17 protein-coding genes are annotated in these 17,146 nt (G+C 41.8%); 6 read left to right on the top strand and 11 right to left on the bottom strand.

Features of this window, described 5'->3' with window-relative positions:
• Window positions 1-24: 24 nt before the first annotated feature.
• The 3 genes from KIH23_RS07565 to KIH23_RS07555 form a co-directional block, all read right to left on the bottom strand.
• Window positions 25-1,737 (bottom strand): sensor histidine kinase, encoded by a 1,713-nt coding sequence (locus KIH23_RS07565; RefSeq protein WP_213212662.1) that lies wholly within the window; start codon window positions 1,735-1,737, stop codon window positions 25-27.
• A complete protein-coding gene (locus KIH23_RS07560) occupies window positions 1,738-2,364 on the bottom strand; it encodes a response regulator (RefSeq protein WP_213212660.1) in 627 nt (208 codons plus the stop codon). It abuts the gene before it with no gap.
• A 130-nt stretch (window positions 2,365-2,494) separates the two neighbouring features.
• The gene (locus KIH23_RS07555) at window positions 2,495-3,376 is read right to left on the bottom strand and encodes a hypothetical protein (RefSeq protein ID WP_213212657.1); all 882 of its coding nucleotides are present in this window, start codon (window positions 3,374-3,376) and stop codon (window positions 2,495-2,497) included.
• 72 nt (window positions 3,377-3,448) lie between these two features.
• On the opposite strand from KIH23_RS07555, the gene KIH23_RS07550 reads away from it, so the two are divergent.
• A complete protein-coding gene (locus KIH23_RS07550) occupies window positions 3,449-3,610 on the top strand; it encodes a hypothetical protein (protein WP_213212655.1) in 162 nt (53 codons plus the stop codon).
• A gap of 15 nt (window positions 3,611-3,625) precedes the next feature.
• Here KIH23_RS07550 and KIH23_RS07545 read toward each other — a convergent pair whose 3' ends face one another.
• Window positions 3,626-3,967: a PadR family transcriptional regulator gene (locus tag KIH23_RS07545; RefSeq protein ID WP_249684842.1), complete on the bottom strand. Its 342-nt coding sequence runs from the start codon at window positions 3,965-3,967 to the stop codon at window positions 3,626-3,628.
• Between the two features lie 252 nt (window positions 3,968-4,219).
• Between KIH23_RS07545 and KIH23_RS07540 the strand changes: the two genes are divergently transcribed.
• From KIH23_RS07540 to KIH23_RS07520, 5 genes are all read left to right on the top strand, one after another.
• Window positions 4,220-5,398: an acyl-CoA dehydrogenase family protein gene (locus KIH23_RS07540; protein WP_213212653.1), complete on the top strand. Its 1,179-nt coding sequence runs from the start codon at window positions 4,220-4,222 to the stop codon at window positions 5,396-5,398.
• A gap of 440 nt (window positions 5,399-5,838) precedes the next feature.
• Window positions 5,839-6,870: a sensor histidine kinase gene (locus KIH23_RS07535; RefSeq protein ID WP_213212652.1), complete on the top strand. Its 1,032-nt coding sequence runs from the start codon at window positions 5,839-5,841 to the stop codon at window positions 6,868-6,870.
• Window positions 6,867-7,565 carry a LytR/AlgR family response regulator transcription factor gene (locus KIH23_RS07530; protein WP_213212650.1) on the top strand — a complete coding sequence of 233 codons (699 nt, stop codon included), beginning with the start codon at window positions 6,867-6,869 and terminating at the stop codon, window positions 7,563-7,565. The genes KIH23_RS07535 and KIH23_RS07530 overlap by 4 nt, the downstream gene beginning before the upstream one ends.
• 2 nt (window positions 7,566-7,567) lie before the next feature.
• Window positions 7,568-8,221 (top strand): hypothetical protein, encoded by a 654-nt coding sequence (locus KIH23_RS07525; protein WP_213212648.1) that lies wholly within the window; start codon window positions 7,568-7,570, stop codon window positions 8,219-8,221.
• Window positions 8,222-8,295: 74 nt separating this feature from the next.
• On the top strand, window positions 8,296-9,297 hold the full coding sequence (locus tag KIH23_RS07520) for a T9SS type A sorting domain-containing protein (protein WP_213212646.1): 1,002 nt from the start codon (window positions 8,296-8,298) through the stop codon (window positions 9,295-9,297).
• A 60-nt stretch (window positions 9,298-9,357) separates the two neighbouring features.
• Here the strand turns inward: KIH23_RS07520 and KIH23_RS07515 are convergent, their stop codons facing one another.
• From KIH23_RS07515 to KIH23_RS07485, 7 genes are all read right to left on the bottom strand, one after another.
• A complete protein-coding gene (locus tag KIH23_RS07515; RefSeq protein ID WP_213212638.1) occupies window positions 9,358-9,684 on the bottom strand; it encodes a 2Fe-2S iron-sulfur cluster-binding protein in 327 nt (108 codons plus the stop codon).
• A 105-nt stretch (window positions 9,685-9,789) separates the two neighbouring features.
• Complete coding sequence (locus KIH23_RS07510; protein WP_213212636.1) at window positions 9,790-10,842, bottom strand: NAD(P)/FAD-dependent oxidoreductase; 1,053 nt, start codon at window positions 10,840-10,842, stop codon at window positions 9,790-9,792.
• A 181-nt stretch (window positions 10,843-11,023) separates the two neighbouring features.
• A complete protein-coding gene (locus KIH23_RS07505) occupies window positions 11,024-11,263 on the bottom strand; it encodes a NifU family protein (RefSeq protein ID WP_213212634.1) in 240 nt (79 codons plus the stop codon).
• Between the two features lie 94 nt (window positions 11,264-11,357).
• The gene (locus tag KIH23_RS07500; RefSeq protein WP_213212632.1) at window positions 11,358-12,491 is read right to left on the bottom strand and encodes an Mrp/NBP35 family ATP-binding protein; all 1,134 of its coding nucleotides are present in this window, start codon (window positions 12,489-12,491) and stop codon (window positions 11,358-11,360) included.
• 131 nt (window positions 12,492-12,622) lie between these two features.
• A complete protein-coding gene (locus tag KIH23_RS07495; protein ID WP_213212630.1) occupies window positions 12,623-13,921 on the bottom strand; it encodes a TolC family protein in 1,299 nt (432 codons plus the stop codon).
• Complete coding sequence (locus tag KIH23_RS07490; protein ID WP_213212628.1) at window positions 13,914-16,346, bottom strand: ABC transporter permease; 2,433 nt, start codon at window positions 16,344-16,346, stop codon at window positions 13,914-13,916. Before KIH23_RS07490 ends, KIH23_RS07495 begins: the two co-directional genes overlap by 8 nt.
• A 26-nt stretch (window positions 16,347-16,372) precedes the next feature.
• Entirely contained in the window at window positions 16,373-17,140 is a 768-nt protein-coding gene (locus KIH23_RS07485) for a head GIN domain-containing protein (RefSeq protein ID WP_213212626.1), read from the bottom strand.
• Window positions 17,141-17,146 lie beyond the last annotated feature (6 nt).

Here is a 17,146-nt window from a genome sequence, read left to right as displayed (position 1 = left end):
ACATACGCCAAAGCGCGTATACAACTACAAAAGAAGTTCTATGGATACTTGAAAACCTGATCTTTGAACGTAGGTTACTTTTCCACCCAAATCTTCGATGCGGTTTTGAATGTTTTGCAATCCGTTGCCAAATTGGTTTTCACGCGTAATGCCTTTTCCGTTGTCAGAAATAGCAATTGATAGTTTATTGCGCTGTGCCGAAAAAACCACTTCAACATGCGAACATTGCGCATGTTTGAGCGAATTGTTGAGGATTTCTTTGAGCGCCAAAAACAAATTCTTACGTGTTTTTCCGTCTATTTTATGATCGGCCAAAGCGCCTAGTTGTTGCTGAAAATCAAAATCAACTTCGGTGCCTTCAAACCAATTTTCGGCAAACTGTACAAAGTAATCCGTGAAATTACCCAGCGTGTTTTGCTGTTCATTAAGCGACCAAACAAAAGTGCTCACGCGCTGTGAAATATCAGAGGCCGTTTGGTTGATTTTCTCTGAAAGCAATTTGAGATTCGGCTCATGCGCTGTTTGCTTTTGCAGCAAATCTGAGTGAATCAATATGCTCGATAAACCGCTACCGATATCGTCGTGCAGATCTTTGCTGATTTCATTTTTCTGATGTAATAAAGTGAGGTTGACTTTGTTGCGTCGGCGAATAATCACCACGATTAAAATCAGCGCCAAAACAAAGAAAATCGCCATCAAAAGCTGAAACAAAACAATATCTTTTTCTTTCTTAAGCCTTTGCACTTCAAGCGAAAGAATTTTGCGTTCGTTTTTGATGTAATCTTTGGTAATGCTTTGCAAAAAATAGTTGTTCAAATCAGACGTTTGCTGATTGAGTCGAATAATTTGATTGAGAATATAATTTTCTTTTTCAGGCTGATGGCCTTTGTAAACGAGCAAAGCTTTTTCAAAAAACAATCTTCTAAAAGCCAAATTGATGGTCTTGGTTTGCATGAGTTGCAATCCGAGTTGATAGTAATAATCATCGGTCATCGCCGATTCGGCATTGCATTGCATTAAAAATCCGTAACCAATGAGTTCAATGTCAAAATAGGCGCTGTTGCGTGCCGAAGCTATACTTTTGCTAAAATAATATCGAGCGCTATCGGGCTTATTTTGGTGTAAATAAATCTCGCCAAAGGTTTGTTCACAATTAGGAATTCCGCGACGGCTGTTGGTTTTTTGCGCGTATAAATAGGCTTTCTGATTATAATATAACGCCGAATCAGATTGGTGAATTTTGAGTTTTACCTGTGCTAAATTATTGGCAATATGATCGGGTTTAATGATTGTTTTGAGTACTTTGCGCGGCTGATTCGGATAATTGTTTTTGGCCAAATGCAAACTGTGTTCTGCCCGGGTGTATTCTTTTAATTCAATTTGATTAATGGCTCTAAAGAAATAACCATCAGCCATGAGTAAAGGATCGTTGATTTTGCGCGCGGCATCAATGCTTTTTTGCGCTTGACTTTTTCCGAACTCATACAATCCGGTATAATAAAAAACTTCCGATTGCAGGCTGCTGATGTAACAAGTCATGGTATCGGTTGCTTGAAAATCAATCAAATCTTGGGAATGATTAAGCCATTTCTGCGCCACATCCATCTCATCTTTTTCTAAAAAAAGTTCGGCTTTTAAAAACGCTTCTTTGATTTTTTGCTGCTGTGTATGGTTTGTCTTCTGACTCCAAAGTGACAGAAAAAACAAGCTCAATAAACACGCAAAAAAACTTTTCATTTATCGTTTCAGATATAGATTAACTGCTTCAACCCGCGTATTGACATGGAGTTTTTCATAAATATGTTGTATGTGTTTGCGCACAGTTCCTAAACTGATGTCCATTTCGCGAGCGACTTCTTTGTTCATTTTGCCTTGGGCCAAAGAATCGAGAATTTCTTTCTCACGGCGGGTGAGTTCTTCCACCGATAAGTTTTTGGCTGCCGACTGCGAGAAACTGGCCACTACTTTTCGGGCGATGCTCCCAGTCATCGGGCTTCCGCCATCAAAAAGTTCGTCTAAAGCTTTAATGATTTTGGCCGGACCGTCGGTTTTGAGAATATATCCGCTGGCACCGGCTTTAAGGCTCTGAAAAATCACTTCGTCTTCTTCAAACGAGGTACACATCAAAAACAAAAGTTTCGGATGATCAAATTTGAGTTTGCGCACGCATTCAATTCCGCTGCTACCGGGCAAATTAATATCCATCAAAACAGCATCAATGGCTAAGTCAGGAATGCCTTGAATTGCCTCTTCAGCATTTTGAAAAGCAGCAATTAATTCATAGTGATCGGTATACTGAATCATGAGCGACAAAGCTTCGCGTAAATCGCGGTCATCTTCAACCAGAGCAATCGGACGTTTCATTTGTTTATTTTTCAGCAATATTAAAGATAGATTTTTTATTGTGAAATACGCCATTGCGCGTAATAAAATAGCCTCCCACTTCAGAGAGGCTATATTCAATCGGCATTAAAAAAGCTTTATCAACCCTTGTTTACTGCACTTTTTGCTGAAGTATTTTGTTTTGCAAAACCATGATCTGCGTTTGAATCAAGCGATTGAGCACATCCGGTAAGCGTTGTTTTTGAACCTCTGATAAATCGTCGAGTTTTAGACTTCCACTAGGCGCTGTAGCATTGTATTGAGCAATGGCCTTTTGTACTTTTTGCAAATTGAGCGCTGCTTTTGATTCAGCGCCAAAATAATCTTCAGCCGAACCTTCTGTAATGTATTTCCCTTGGGCTGTATCTAACTCGGCGCCTCCGGTTTCACATTCAATCAGGTATTTTTTAAGGTCTTGACACACATCGTAAATTTCATTACCGGTAACATCGGCCGTATCGCTGATGACCCATTTTTGATTTTGCTGTTTTTGTGTTTGCAGAATTTGTTCGCTGCGCAAAATAGATTCGGTGGTGGCAGCATAAACATCTTGTGAAGCTTTAGGCGAACGTACCAATATCAGAATCAGCGAGGCCGCACTTAAGATAATCACCGATGAAACAATGGTATTGACTTTGGTTTCGGCCTGACGAATTCCGGTAAAGAAATACACCGGTAAAAAAACCAGCAACAAAGCGCCAAATCCGGTTATAATGAGCATGTTGGCACCCGGCCAATGCATGACTTTAAAGATGAGCCCAATACTCATGAGCATCCCGCAAAGGGTAGCAATTCCGGAAATAGCCTTTTCGCGCAGCGTTTTGTTTTCTTTGATTTTAAGCGTGAAAAGCAACGGCAGAAAAACAAAATTCAGCAAAGCAACACCCAAGACCAACATAACAGCTGCACCGGGTAAATGCATAAATTTTAGTGTGAGTCCAACCACCAACAATGCGGTGAGCACTCCGCCTGAGAGCAACATTATTTTTTTCATGACATAAAAATTTTTAAAGGTGAGCAGGGCGATTGTTTCTTCTTCAATCTCCTTAAGTTCCCGTTTGTAAAAATGCTTGATCCGCTGCTGATAAAAAGCTTCAAAATCATCCTCTGCGGCAAGTTCGTGCTCAACCACACAACAAATGTGATCGAGCAGATCTTGCTGCAAACCTTCGTTCCGGATTCCTTGCGCCAGGATATCCCGCCGAACAAACTCAATTTGATCGTCTGACAATAAGTACATAGCTTAAAGCGTTTGTGGTCTGAGGTCTAAAAGAAATTTCATCGTTTCAATGAACTCAGCCATTTCGCTGATTTTTTCATCGATTTTAGATTTCCCTTTTGGGCTCAAACTGTAATACTTTCGGATGCGTTTGCCAACAAATTCAGTTTCTACGGTGACCAGGCCTTCAGCTTCCAGGGCGTGTAAAGTCGGATAAAGCGCGCCTTCGGTAATTTGAATTCTATCCGAAGTAAGCTCTTTTACACGTTGGGTAATCTCGTAGCCATACATCCGATGGTTGGCTTCGAGCTGCTTGAGCACAATGGTTTTTAAGGTTCCTTTAATGAGTTCTGAAGAAAATATCATAACGGGCATTTGTTTTGTACAACGCAAATATACATAAGAATATTATGCATTAAACATTTATGCATAAATTTTTATTCGATAAAAAAGTAAAATATTATTTACAAACCTGCAAATCAACATCTTAAACAGTTTATAAATTTTTTAAATCCGTTGATAAAACCTGAAAAAGTTATAGCGAAATCGCTTTCGTAGCCTTGCAGAAAGTATTTTTCTGCGTACATTTGCGCCGATAAAAAATAAATATCAACCGATATGAAACCAGATTTATTTCAAGCTCCAGATTATTATCTTTTAGATGAATTGCTTACCGAAGAACACAAATTGGTGCGCGATGCAGCCCGCGAATGGGTCAAAAGAGATGTTTCTCCAATCATTGAAGATTATGCACAACGCGCCGAATTCCCAACCCAAATTATTGGCGGATTGGCCGAGATTGGAGCCTTCGGACCATATATTCCCGAAGAATATGGCGGTGCCGGTTTAGATCAAATTTCATACGGACTCATCATGCAAGAAATTGAGCGTGGCGATTCAGGCGTTCGTTCAACAGCTTCGGTACAATCGTCATTAGTCATGTACCCAATCTGGAAATACGGAAACGAAGAGCAACGCAAAAAATACCTCCCGAAATTGGCTTCTGGCGAATGGATGGGCTGTTTCGGACTGACCGAACCCAACCACGGTTCTGATCCGGGCAGTATGATTACCAACTTTAAAGACATGGGCGATCATTACTTATTGAATGGTGCCAAAATGTGGATTTCGAACGCTCCGTTTGCACAAGTAGCCGTTGTTTGGGCTAAAAACGAAGAAGGTCGTATTCACGGATTAATCGTAGAACGCGGTATGGAAGGTTTTACCACACCTGAAACGCACAACAAATGGTCATTACGTGCTTCGGCTACCGGTGAACTTATTTTTGACAACGTAAAAGTTCCTAAAGAAAACTTGCTGCCGAACAAATCAGGTTTGGGCGCTCCACTGGGTTGTTTAGATTCAGCTCGTTTTGGTATTGCTTGGGGCGCGATTGGTGCTGCGATGGATTGTTATGACACGGCGCTTCGTTATGCCAAAGAGCGCACACAATTCGGAAAACCGATTGCTGCCACACAATTGCAACAGAAAAAATTAGCCGAAATGATCACCGAAATCACCAAAGCACAATTGCTTACTTGGAGATTAGGAGTTCTAAGAAACGAAGGTAAAGCCACTACCGCTCAGATTTCAATGGCCAAACGCAACAACGTAGATATGGCCATCAACATCGCACGTGAAGCGCGTCAAATTTTAGGCGGAATGGGCATTACCGGTGAATACTCTATCATGCGTCACAGTATGAACCTTGAATCGGTCATTACTTATGAAGGAACCCACGATATTCACTTGCTCATTACCGGAGCAGATATTACGGGTTATCCGGCATTCAAATAATACAAACAAATATTCAAAAAGAAAGCTTCTCACAACGGGAAGCTTTTTTTGTACCCAATAAAAAAGGGAGCGCCTGTAAAAAGCAACTCCCCTTTTTCCCCATAACAAATAGAACTATCGTTTAATCGTTTTAGCCTGCGATACAGAACCTAAAAAGATTGAGTATGTATGCTGTAAGCAGGCTCTGGTTTTATGTCCCAAATTAATTCCTTGAACCGAGGCTTACAGCAAAATTTTAAGAACGATTATTTTCTGATTCAAAACTATATATTCGCTTGTTTTCTTGAAAATTATTGCGGTATTTAACTTGATTTTGTAGGTAAACATTTAGCTGATTTTCACAAGAATAGCATCGCTTTTACCGATAAAAACGCTGGAATGGCCGCAATTTTTTCAGAAGCAATTATATTATAATTAGCTTTGACCAACTTAAAACAAATATGAATCAGAAAACCCTAACTATACTGTTGCATTTTTTTGGCATTTTGGCCTTTTTATGCATTCCGATTTTCTCTTCACCTGATTTTAGCTGGGCTTTTGACTTTTTGCACATCCGAGGTTTTCAAAGAGATTTTACGAGTTATGTTTTGTTTGTGCTCTTTTTTTATGTCAATTACTACCAGCTTATTCCGCGATTATACTTTACCGACCGAAAAAAAATGTATTTCTTGTGTGTTGTTTTGTCTTACCTGGCTTTGAGCGGAATCAACAAACTTTTGTTTTTTAGCTTCGAGCCACATCATTTACCAATACATTCGCCGCACAGCCATTTCCCGTTTCGACATCAACCGCTGAACATGCCCATCGGTAGCGACTTCTTTAAATTTCTTTTGGTGTTTTTACTGTCATTTTTGTTTCGCATCAACAACCGACTCACCGATATTTATGAAGAAAAACTCAAAGCCGAAGTATCGTATCTTAAAGCACAAATCAATCCTCATTTTTTGTTCAATACACTCAACAGTTTGTATGCGCTGACGATACAAAAATCTGACGCCGCGCCCGATGCTGTCATCAAACTCTCAAACATGATGCGTTATGTGGTCACGCACAGTGATTCTGATCGTGTTCCGCTGCAAAGTGAAATTGATTATATCGCCGATTACATCGCACTGCAACGCCTCAGAATTTCAGAACCCAACAACTTGATTTTTGAAGTAACCGGCAATACCTCTGATAAATTCATCGCGCCTTTACTGCTGATTCCGTTTATTGAAAATGCCTTTAAATACGGCGTGAACAGCGAGCAAAATTGGCATATTGACATCCGCATTAAGATTACCGACGATGATTTCAGCATGTTTGTGGGCAATCAAAAAGTGTCCATACCCATTCATGAAGACGGAAGCACCGAACAAGGCATTGAAAACACATCAAAACGACTCGACTTGATTTATCCCAACAAACACAGCCTACAACTAGCCGACTTGCCCGACCGTTATGAAGTTGATTTAAAAATTCACTGGTCATGATTAGAGCTATTGCCATAGATGACGAGCCTTTGGCGCTTCAAGTCATTGAAAGTTTTTGTGCGCGACTAGATTATATTCAGCTCGAGAAAACGTTTACCAAAACCTCTGAAGCGCACAAGTATTTGCGCAAACAACCCGTTGATTTGATTTTTCTCGACATTCAAATGCCCATGCAAAACGGCTTGAGTTTTTATGCTGACATTGAACAAAATTGCCAAGTGATTTTCACTACTGCCTTTAGCGAATATGCCGTTGAAGGTTTTAATGTAAACGCAACCGATTATCTGCTCAAACCCTTTTCGTTTGAACGCTTTGTTCAAGCCACCGAAAAAGCCAAACAAGCTTTTGACACGCGCAACAAATTTTCGAATACTGAAGCTCAATATCTATTCATTCGCGCCGATTATAGCTTGAATAAAATACTGATTTCAGACATTTTGTTTGTAGAAGGTTTAGACGATTACCTCAAAATTCACATCCGCAACCAAAAAACCATAGTGGCGCGCATGACCATGAAATCAATTCTAGAAAAATTGCCGGCGCCTGAATTCATGCGGGTGCATCGTTCATTTATAGTGCCGCTGTCGGGCATTGATAAAGTGCGCAACAAAATCATATACATCGGCGATGAAGAAATTCCGGTGAGCGCCAGTTATGAAGCAGCCTTTCAAGAAGCCATTTCCGGAAAAAAATAAATATGGGGGCGCAAATTTTTAAATCCGCATGGCGAACCACAACTCAATCTGACGAAAGTTTAAGGCAATCGCTGCCACTTGATTTAGCCGAGATTCCCATCAACATTACCCAATTGGATGAAATATTTCTTCGGCCACAAGCAAAATACACCTATGGTCTAGCTGAAAAAAGTGAATGCTGGCTGTTGCCTTTGGCAGGAGCTATCGATTTTATTCACCCTGAAGTCGAAGGATTCGTTCATATTGGTCAATTACAAAATATGGCAACTGAAACATCGAGCCATTGTATCATTTCAAATCCGTACACCAATGATGTAGTTCATTTTTTAGCGATTCAACGCCTGATAAACTTTAACAAAAATGAACTTTATGAGTTTGATTTATCACAAACAAATCAAATTATTCAGATTTTAAAAACAGATGATTACCAAATATCCATCGGACAATTTGAAGGTCGCGCTGAAGAGGTTTACCGATTGCTTTCTGATCAAAATAGTTTGATGGTTTTTGTTGTGCGTGGCGCCTTTGAATTGCACAACCGATTGCTAGAAGCGGGCGACACTTTACTGCTCAACCAAACGTATGAAGCTGAATTTGAAGCGCTTTCAAACAATGCTTTATTGCTTTTTATTGAAAACTTTACCGCAAAAAAATAATCGTTTACCTCTTTTGTTTTTGGCCGTAATCAAAAAAAGCTAGGTTTGGCTTGATTAACTTAACGGCTAAAATTATGGAAAGAAAAGAATTCTTAAAAAAAGGAGTTAGTTTACTCGGACTGGCCTTCGTAGCGCCCTCACTGATCAAAGCCGAAAATCCAAACGATGCTTTGGTCTGCTCAGTAACCAACTCTGAAACGGCAGGCCCGTTCCCTACAATTAATCCTTCATCATTGACCAATGCAAATATTGTAAGCGATCGAACCGGAGTTCCGCTCACCATCAACATTACCATCAACAACACCAATGCTAATTGCGCAGCGCTTCAAGGTGCTTTGGTAGACATTTGGCATTGCGATAAAGACGGTTATTATTCAGAATATGGGGGCAGCGGTATGCAAAGTGTCAACTATACTGCTGTGCACTTTTTACGCGGCAGACAAGTAACCAACGCCAACGGATTGGTCACTTTTCAGTCTATTTTTCCGGGTTGGTATACCAGTCGTGCTACGCATATTCACGTACACATTTACAACGCCAGCGGAACTTCACTGCTGGTTACCCAAATTGCTTTTCCTGAAGGAACCAACAGTGCAGTTGCTTTGGTCAATGCCTCAACCGCAAACGGTTATACCAAAGGCATGAGCGGATATACTTACAACGCCAATGACAATGTATTCAGCGACGGAGTAACCAATGAGCTCAGCACCATCAGCGGCAGTATTGCTGCAGGTTATACGCTGAACCACACTATTTTTGTGGCCGGACCTACTTTAGGATTAGATGAAATTGGCATACAACAAAATCAAATTGGTCAAAACTTCCCGAATCCGTTTACTGATAGCACAACGATTCCGGTTCAATTAGCCTCATCGTCTGATGTTCATATTGAAATTTTTGACTTAACCGGGCGTTCGATTGCGGTAATCACGAACGAAAAATTGACCGCCGGTACTCATCAGATTCATTTAAATCGCGGGGATTATTCTTTGAGCAGTGGTTATTACATTTATAAAGTAACCATTAGCAATAACCAAGGAACATTCACCGAAAACAAGAGAATGCTCGTTAAATAAATAGGATTGTTTTTGTGAGTAGTTTAGTGAAGAAAGCGGGGAGAAATTCTCGCTTTTTTTTTACACCTCAGGCGCCAACGCTATCGCCAAACCGTCTAAATCCTCGGTCAGGTGAATCTGACAACCCAATCGGCTGTTGTCTTTTACGTTAAAAGCCTCCCAGAGCATCGCCTCTTCATCGGGGTTTTTCTCAGGTAAAGCCACATCGTTCAAAACATAACATTGGCAAGAAGCGCACATCGCCATTCCGCCACAAATACCAATGGTTCCCTCGGGCGCCAATTCATAAGCGCGCACCAGTTCCATAACGTTCATGTTCATATCGGTGGGCGCTTGCACACTGTGTGTCACACCTTCGCGGTCGGTGATGTGTAGGGTAATATCCATGCTTTTTTATTTTTTCAGAAGCTGTTCCGGCTGTTCGCTATATCTTTTGCTCTGAACCCCAGAGCAAAAGGATGCCGCTGCCATACGGGCTAGGCTTCGCTCCGATTAGTCAATTGATTTCACGACCGCTTTTTCGGCTTCTTTTCGGCTGCCGTCAAAACCGTCTACGCCTGAAACGGTGGTGTATTTCAATACATATTTCTTCCCAGGATTCAAACGCTGATACACGCTCTGACACATCAAGGTCGCCTCGTGAAATCCGCACAAAATCAGTTTGAGTTTGCCCGGATACGTGTTTACATCGCCAATAGCATAAATCCCCGGAATATTAGTTTGATAATCCAGCGCATTATTGACTTTGATGGCATTTTTCTCAATCTCTAAACCCCAGTTGGCAATCGCCCCGAGTTTGGGCGTTAATCCAAACAACGGAATAAAGAAATCGGTATCAATCGTTTGCATTTCGCCGTTGATATCTAAAGTCAATTGTTCTACATGACCGTTTCCGGCAATAGCCACCACCTCTGCCGGCGTAATCAAATTGATTTTGCCAAGCTTTTTGAGTTCTTGTACTTTCTCAACTGAGTCCAAAGCACCGCGAAACTCATTGCGTCGGTGTACCAAAGTAACTTCAGAGGCTACATTTGAGAGAAAGATGCTCCAATCAAGCGCCGAGTCACCGCCTCCGGCAATCACAATGCGCTTATCGCGAAACAATTCCGGATCTTTTACAAAATATTCTACGCCTTTTTCTTCGTACCCAGCAATGTTTTCAATGAGTGGTTTGCGCGGCTCAAAAGTGCCCAAACCGCCCGCAATAGCAATGGCTTTGGCTTGGTGTTTTGTGCCTTTATTGGTGGTAACTACAAAACTGTCGTCTTCTAATTTTTCAATGGTTTCAGCCGTTTCTCCTAAGGTAAATCCGGGTTGAAATTGCTTGATTTGTTCCATCAGATTGTTGACCAAATCGCCCGCCAATACTTCAGGGTAACCCGGAATATCAAAGATGGGTTTTTTGGGGTACAATTCTGCCAATTGGCCTCCGGGTTGCGGTAAGGCATCTATCAAGTGACATTTGAGTTGGAGCAAACCTGCTTCAAAAACAGCAAACAATCCGGTTGGGCCGGCGCCTATGATGAGAATATCGGTTTTGATCATGATTTTATTCTGGATATCGGGTTTATTTCGCGCAAAATTCAACAAGTACAGTTGAATTAAAAATGACAAATGTCACATTCTACGCGTTTTTATTTGCGTGAGGGGTTGCAGCGGATATCCTCCCGATGCATCGGGAGATAGCAGCGAAAAACCCGACCCGCAGGGGCACGCCCTCAACAAATTAGGCTATGTTGACTACGGTTTCAATCTGCGGAGCAAACTTTTTGATGGTGGTTTCAACACCGGCTTTGAGCGTCATTTGGTTGACACTGCAACTGGTGCAAGCGCCTTCGAGTCTGACCTTGACGTGCTTGCCTTCTTCAATCGATACCAAGGTGATGTCGCCGCCGTCAGAATTCAAAAACGGACGAATTTCTTCGAGCGCTTTTTCAACATTTTGGGTTAATTCTTCTGTAGTCATTTTTTGTATTATTAGATTATTGGATTGTAAGACTATAAGATTTTAGGATTGTAAGAAAGCGTCCTACAGTCTTGAAATCTTACCGTCTTATAATCTATTTTTTTACAGCCGAGCAACCTGCCATCGTGGTGATTTTGATGGCCTCGGTAGGCGGCAAACTTTCGTTTCGGCTCACCACTTCTTGTACCACGCTGCGGGTGATTTCTTCAAATACTTTTTCAGTTACTGAAGCGGTTTGCATGGCTGCAGGTCGGCCGTAATCACCAGCTTCGCGAATGCTTTGTACGATGGGCACTTCACCCAAAAACGGCACTTGAAGATCTTCGGCCAAGTTGCGCGCGCCTTCTTTTCCGAAGATGTAATATTTGTTTTCCGGAAGTTCTTCAGGCGTAAAATAAGCCATGTTTTCAATGATGCCCAACACCGGAACTTTGATGCTGTCGGATAAAAACATCGAAACGCCTTTTTTGGCATCGGCGAGTGCCACAGCTTGCGGCGTACTCACTACTACTGCGCCGGTAATCGGCAATGATTGCATGATGGATAAATGAATATCGCCGGTGCCCGGAGGCAAATCAATCAATAAGAAATCAAGTGGACCCCAATCGGCATCAAAAATCATTTGGTTGAGCGCTTTGGCTGCCATCGGCCCGCGCCAAATAACGGCTTGACCCGGAGCTGTAAAAAACCCAATCGAAAGCATTTTGACTTCATAGCTTTCTATCGGTTTCATTTTTGAACGACCGTCCACGGTTACTGAAAGTGGTTTTTCGTTTTCAACATCAAACATAATCGGCATCGACGGACCGTAAATATCGGCATCGAGCACACCTACTGAAAAGCCCATTTTAGCCAAGGTAACAGCTAAATTGGCCGTCACGGTTGATTTACCTACGCCACCTTTGCCCGAAGCTACCGCAATAATGTTGCTGATGCCCGGAATGGCTTTTCCTTTGATCGGATCGTCTGCTTTTTCTGGGGTTTCAACTTTGATGTTGACTTTTACCTGTGCCTCGGCCGAAACCAGGTTGTGAATGGTTTTGCGAATATCGTCTTCGGCGCGCTTTTTAATGTGCATCGCCGGACTGTTTAATACCAATTCAACCACTACTTCATTGCCAAAAGTAAGCACGTTGGCCACGGCTCCGCTTTCGACCATATTTTTCCCTTCACCGGCCACCGTGATGGTTTCAAGGGCGGCCAAGATGGCTTTTCTGTCTAATTTCATTTTTGCTGTCTTAAAAATAGGAATCAGATTAATTTTTATTTAAACTGATTTTAGACGGCAAAGATAATATGAAATGTTTTGAAACAAGGGTTAATGAATTGAAAATCTTTATAGCACTTTCGCGAAAAACTTTAGAGCATCTGCCCTTGAATGAGCTTGATTTTAAAATCGGTTAATTGAATCATGAGCTGGTTTTTAAGCTGGTCAAATTGTGCGTTGAGCCATTGATTCTTGACCGATGAAAACACCACGGCATCGATTTTTCCGGCGCTGAATTTGGCTTGCGAAGTTTTGAAGGATGATTCGGCCCATTGAACTACTTGCTCATATTGCTCACTGAGTAATTGATAATGACCCATCTTTTGGGTTTCAGTCTGCAACTGATTTTCAACTTGACGTTTGGCTAAATCCAGCGCGCATTTGCTTTTTTGTTCTTCGATGCGCGCGGCCGAAACGTTTCGGTTGTTTCTGAATCCGTTAAAAACCGGCACATACAATTGTAAACCGACTTGTTGATTTTTGTTGTTTTTGAACTGCGTCTGAAAATCATCGACCACCACACTGGGCTGATTGAGCGGTTTGTAGTAAAAAGTCGAAGCGCTGTAATAGGTGGATAAAACCGGTAAATTTCGTGCTCGAAGTCGGCGTTTCTCGGCTTGACTGGCTTGCCAATTGAGTTCGGCAAAGGCAATTTTTGGGTTCGAAAATGATTTGGTTTGAACTTCCAACGCTGAAATATTCTGTGGTTGTTCGAGTGTTATTTGATCGGGCTGAACCTCAGTAGCATTGATGAGTTGCAACAATTCGCGTTTGCGCAAAGCGGCGAGTTGTTGGGTTTCAGTACAGCGGATTTTTTCTTGCCCATGACTGAGTTGCATATCGTATAAATCGCTCGTGGGTTTACTGCCCAAGGCAACTTCTTGAGTCACGCGATCTAGATTAAAAGCGGCGTTCTTGAGCTGTTCTTGTTGGATGTTTTGCAACGACTGAGCCAACAGCGCTTGCCCATAACTTTCGAGGATTTGCCATTGGTATTCGTTTTCAAAAACAGCCAAATCGGCTTGTGCTATTTTTGGGTCGATACCCGAGCGCGAACGATTGGCCCAAACTTCAAAATTAATTAGGTTCATCTGCGCATTCAGGTAAAAATTGTCGTTTTGGATGTTCGAACTGACCCGACCGTTGGTGGCCGGATCAATCGTGGATCCAAAATTATAACTCTGCGTTCCGCCTAGTGAAACCTCCGGAAGCCATGTCAAAACCAAAGGCTGATGCAGCTTCTGTGCTTTTTTTAACTGCAAACTTTTGATTTTGGCTTCGAGGCTGTTTTTCAAGCCTTGCTCAAGGCAGCTTTGCAACGTCCAGACTTCGGTTTGCGACCAACCCAGCGTTGTACCCAAAAACACTAAAAACAAAACCAGCTTATTCATATTTGAGGTATTTTAAAACATCGACACGCGTGGCTTGATAGGCTCTTGAAAGCACCACGAGCAAGGTTAAAATGAGCAAAACCACAAAACCAACTACAAACGGCACGAGTGAAATTTCAATGCGAAATGCAAAATTATCGAGCCACATATCCAGCAAGTAATACACCGGAAACAGCGCCAAAGCAAAGCCCGTCAAACAAAAAACAACATATTGCTTTGAAAGCGTTTTGAGTAATACCGATGTGTCAGCGCCCAACGTTTTGCGGATGGCAATTTCTTTCATACGTCGTTCAATTGAGAACGTGGCCAAAGCAAACAATCCGAACAAGGCAATCAGAATAACAATTACATTGAGTAACGAAAACAAATTGCGTTGTTTGACATAGTTTTCATACGTGCGCGCATAGGCTTTATCTACAAAATCGTAGGTAAATGGATATTCGGTATCGACGTTTTTAGACCAGAATTTTCTGAGGCGCTCAATGGTTTCTTCCGGATGATCGGCATCGATTTTAACGTACATTTTGTTGACGTTGTTGATCATCCAATCAATGGTTTTGAAGTGAAAAAACACCATCGGCGGAACTTCTTCTTGCGGACCGAACAAATTAAAATCTTTGACCACACCCACAATTTTGAGTTGGTGGCCATTCCATTGAATTTCTTTGCCAATCGGGTTTGGTTCGTTCATCATTTTTAAAGCAGTCTCATTGATGAGCATTGAATTAATCGTATCTGAAGCAAATTGATTAGACAAGCCTCGACCTTGTTTAATTTGAATATTCATCATTTCAAGCATCCCGAAATCAACGCCCATATTGCGCCCTTGAATATTGTTGTCGTGGTAGGCAAAACTTGAAGTAGAACCATTGGCCGAGCCAAAATTAAACGCACCCGAAGCTACTTGGCTGACACCTTTTATTTTTCTCAATTCACTACTGACCAATTGGTAACGATTGAACATTTTTTGTTGGTAATCGGGTTCGTGCCAATCGTATTTGTTTCGGTAATCAATCACCAAAACCTGACCGCCTTTGAAGCCCAAATCGCGCGCGCTGATGAATTTGATTTGCTCGTAAACAATGTATGAACCAATGATAAAAAAAGTTGCAATAGCAAACTGAAGCACGAGCATACTGTTGCGCAACCAAACGCCGCTTTTGCTTCGACCAAAATTGCCTTTGAGCACTTTGAGCGTTTCAAAATTGGATACATACAAAGCCGGAAAAATGCCCGAAACCGCAATAGTAACCAAAAAAACCAAGAGCAATTGCCCGTAAAATTGACTTCCGTGAATGATGAGTTCTTTTCCTAAAAATTCGTTGTAATAAGGCAATGAAAGCTCAACAATGACCAGCGACATCAACAGAGAGAAAGCTGTGATGAGCGAAGTTTCAAAAATAAATTGCCCGATAATATTGGCTTTGCTGGCTCCGATGATTTTGCGCACGCCGACTTCTTTGGCGCGTTTGATGGCGCTTGCGGTGGCCATATTGACATAATTGACAATCGATAAAACCAAAATCAACACCGACAGCCCAACCATGATGAGCAGAAACTGATAGTTTCCTTTGCCTTCGGCCATGCATTCGGCAATAGCGTGCAATCTGATTTCAGAAAGCGGCTGAAGCTGACTGTGAAATAAATCACCTCCGTTTTTCTTGAGCCATTCTTCGGGCGTGATGCCTTCTTCTTTGGCCCATTTCAGCACGCGGTGTTCGTACATGAGTTTTTCAATGCGCTGCATCACTTGGTTTTTATCAGCCGGATTTTTGAGTTTGAGCATGAGCCCGTAACTGAAATTGCCCCAGTTGTCTTGATCGCTTTCCATGCGGTTTTCAATCAGATGCGTCACAGCTTCAGGCGCCATCGAAGATTTTCCGGGGATATTATAGACGCCGCTGACTGTGAGCTTTTTTCCGGAATAAACCACTTCTTTACCCATGGGATTTTGAGCACCGAAAAGCTTTTTTGCCGCTTTTTCTGACAGCGCAATACACGATGCATCTTTAATCGCCGACTGTGGAGTTCCGTAGATAAATTGAAACGGAAAACACGCAAAAAAGGTTCCTTGAGCATCGATAATTTTAAGCAATTCTTTTTTGCCTTGATAATGCACCATTTCATTGTTATACCAATTGTCAAAATAGCAATGCGTTTCTAACTCCGGGAAATCTTTTTTAAAATAACTGTCGAGCGGCGCCACATTGGTTGACCAATATTCGTCTTTGGCCACAGCATTGATCGACACAAAAACCTGATCTTTTGCCGGATTCCAAGCATCGTAGCTTTGTTCGTCATTCCAATACAAAATGGCAAAAATAAGTCCGGCCATTCCGATGGATAAACCCAAGACGTTGAGCGTGGTGAAAAGTTTGTTTTGTTTTAAGTTGAAAACAAATAAGTGTAGCCAATTCTTGATCATGACTGTTCGTTTTTTGATGATGATGATTATTTGTGGGTGATGCTGCCCGATGAGTTTTTGTCAAAGCTTGTTTTGGCCGGGTTTCCGTAATACACAACATCGGCACTTGAACTCGCTTTTATGTGGAGTGATGCTGTAGCTTGCACCGTAACATCGGCCGAGCTGCTGGCCAATATTTCTGCCGATTGAGCTTTTAAATTGCGTAACAAACAATCGGCTGAGCTGCTGGCTTCAACGATGAGCGTTTGTGCATTCCCTTCGAGTTGAACATCGGCTGAGCTGCTGGCATCAACAGATAGGTTTTTGAAATCAACTTGCGCTTTTACATCGCCGCTTGATGAAGCTTGAATCGTCAGTGAATCGCCTTTGAAGTTACCGATGATATCAGCCGATGATCCGACTTCCAGACTGAGTTGTTGGGCTTGCATCTGGTTTTTAATATGTACCGAAGCTGAAGCGCTGGCTTTAATGGATTGCAAATTCGGGCCGCTGACCAACACTTGTACATTCTTGAAATGCATGTAATTTTCTTTGTCTTTTTTACTTTTTCTGTTGTATGAATCGATGTAGATTTCTAAAGTCGATCCTTTAACTTCGGTTTTAACATAAGCCAATTTTTGTTGGTCTTCACACGAAACTTCTACTTTGATTTGGTCAGAAACGGTGTAAAAAACCTGCACCTGAGTTGAGGCTTTTAATTTGTTGAACGAACCAACAGTTCTGTTTTCAGAAGCCTGCGAAAATACCACCATGCTCACGAGCGCAGCGGTAAGGGTCATTATCAATTTAATCATGCTCTT

The organism is Flavobacterium sp. CYK-55, assembly GCF_018413465.1.
Classification (GTDB): Bacteria; Bacteroidota; Bacteroidia; order Flavobacteriales; family Flavobacteriaceae; genus Flavobacterium.
The sequence above is the reverse complement of the archived record's forward strand: the minus strand, read 5'-3'. Positions and strand labels throughout refer to the sequence as shown.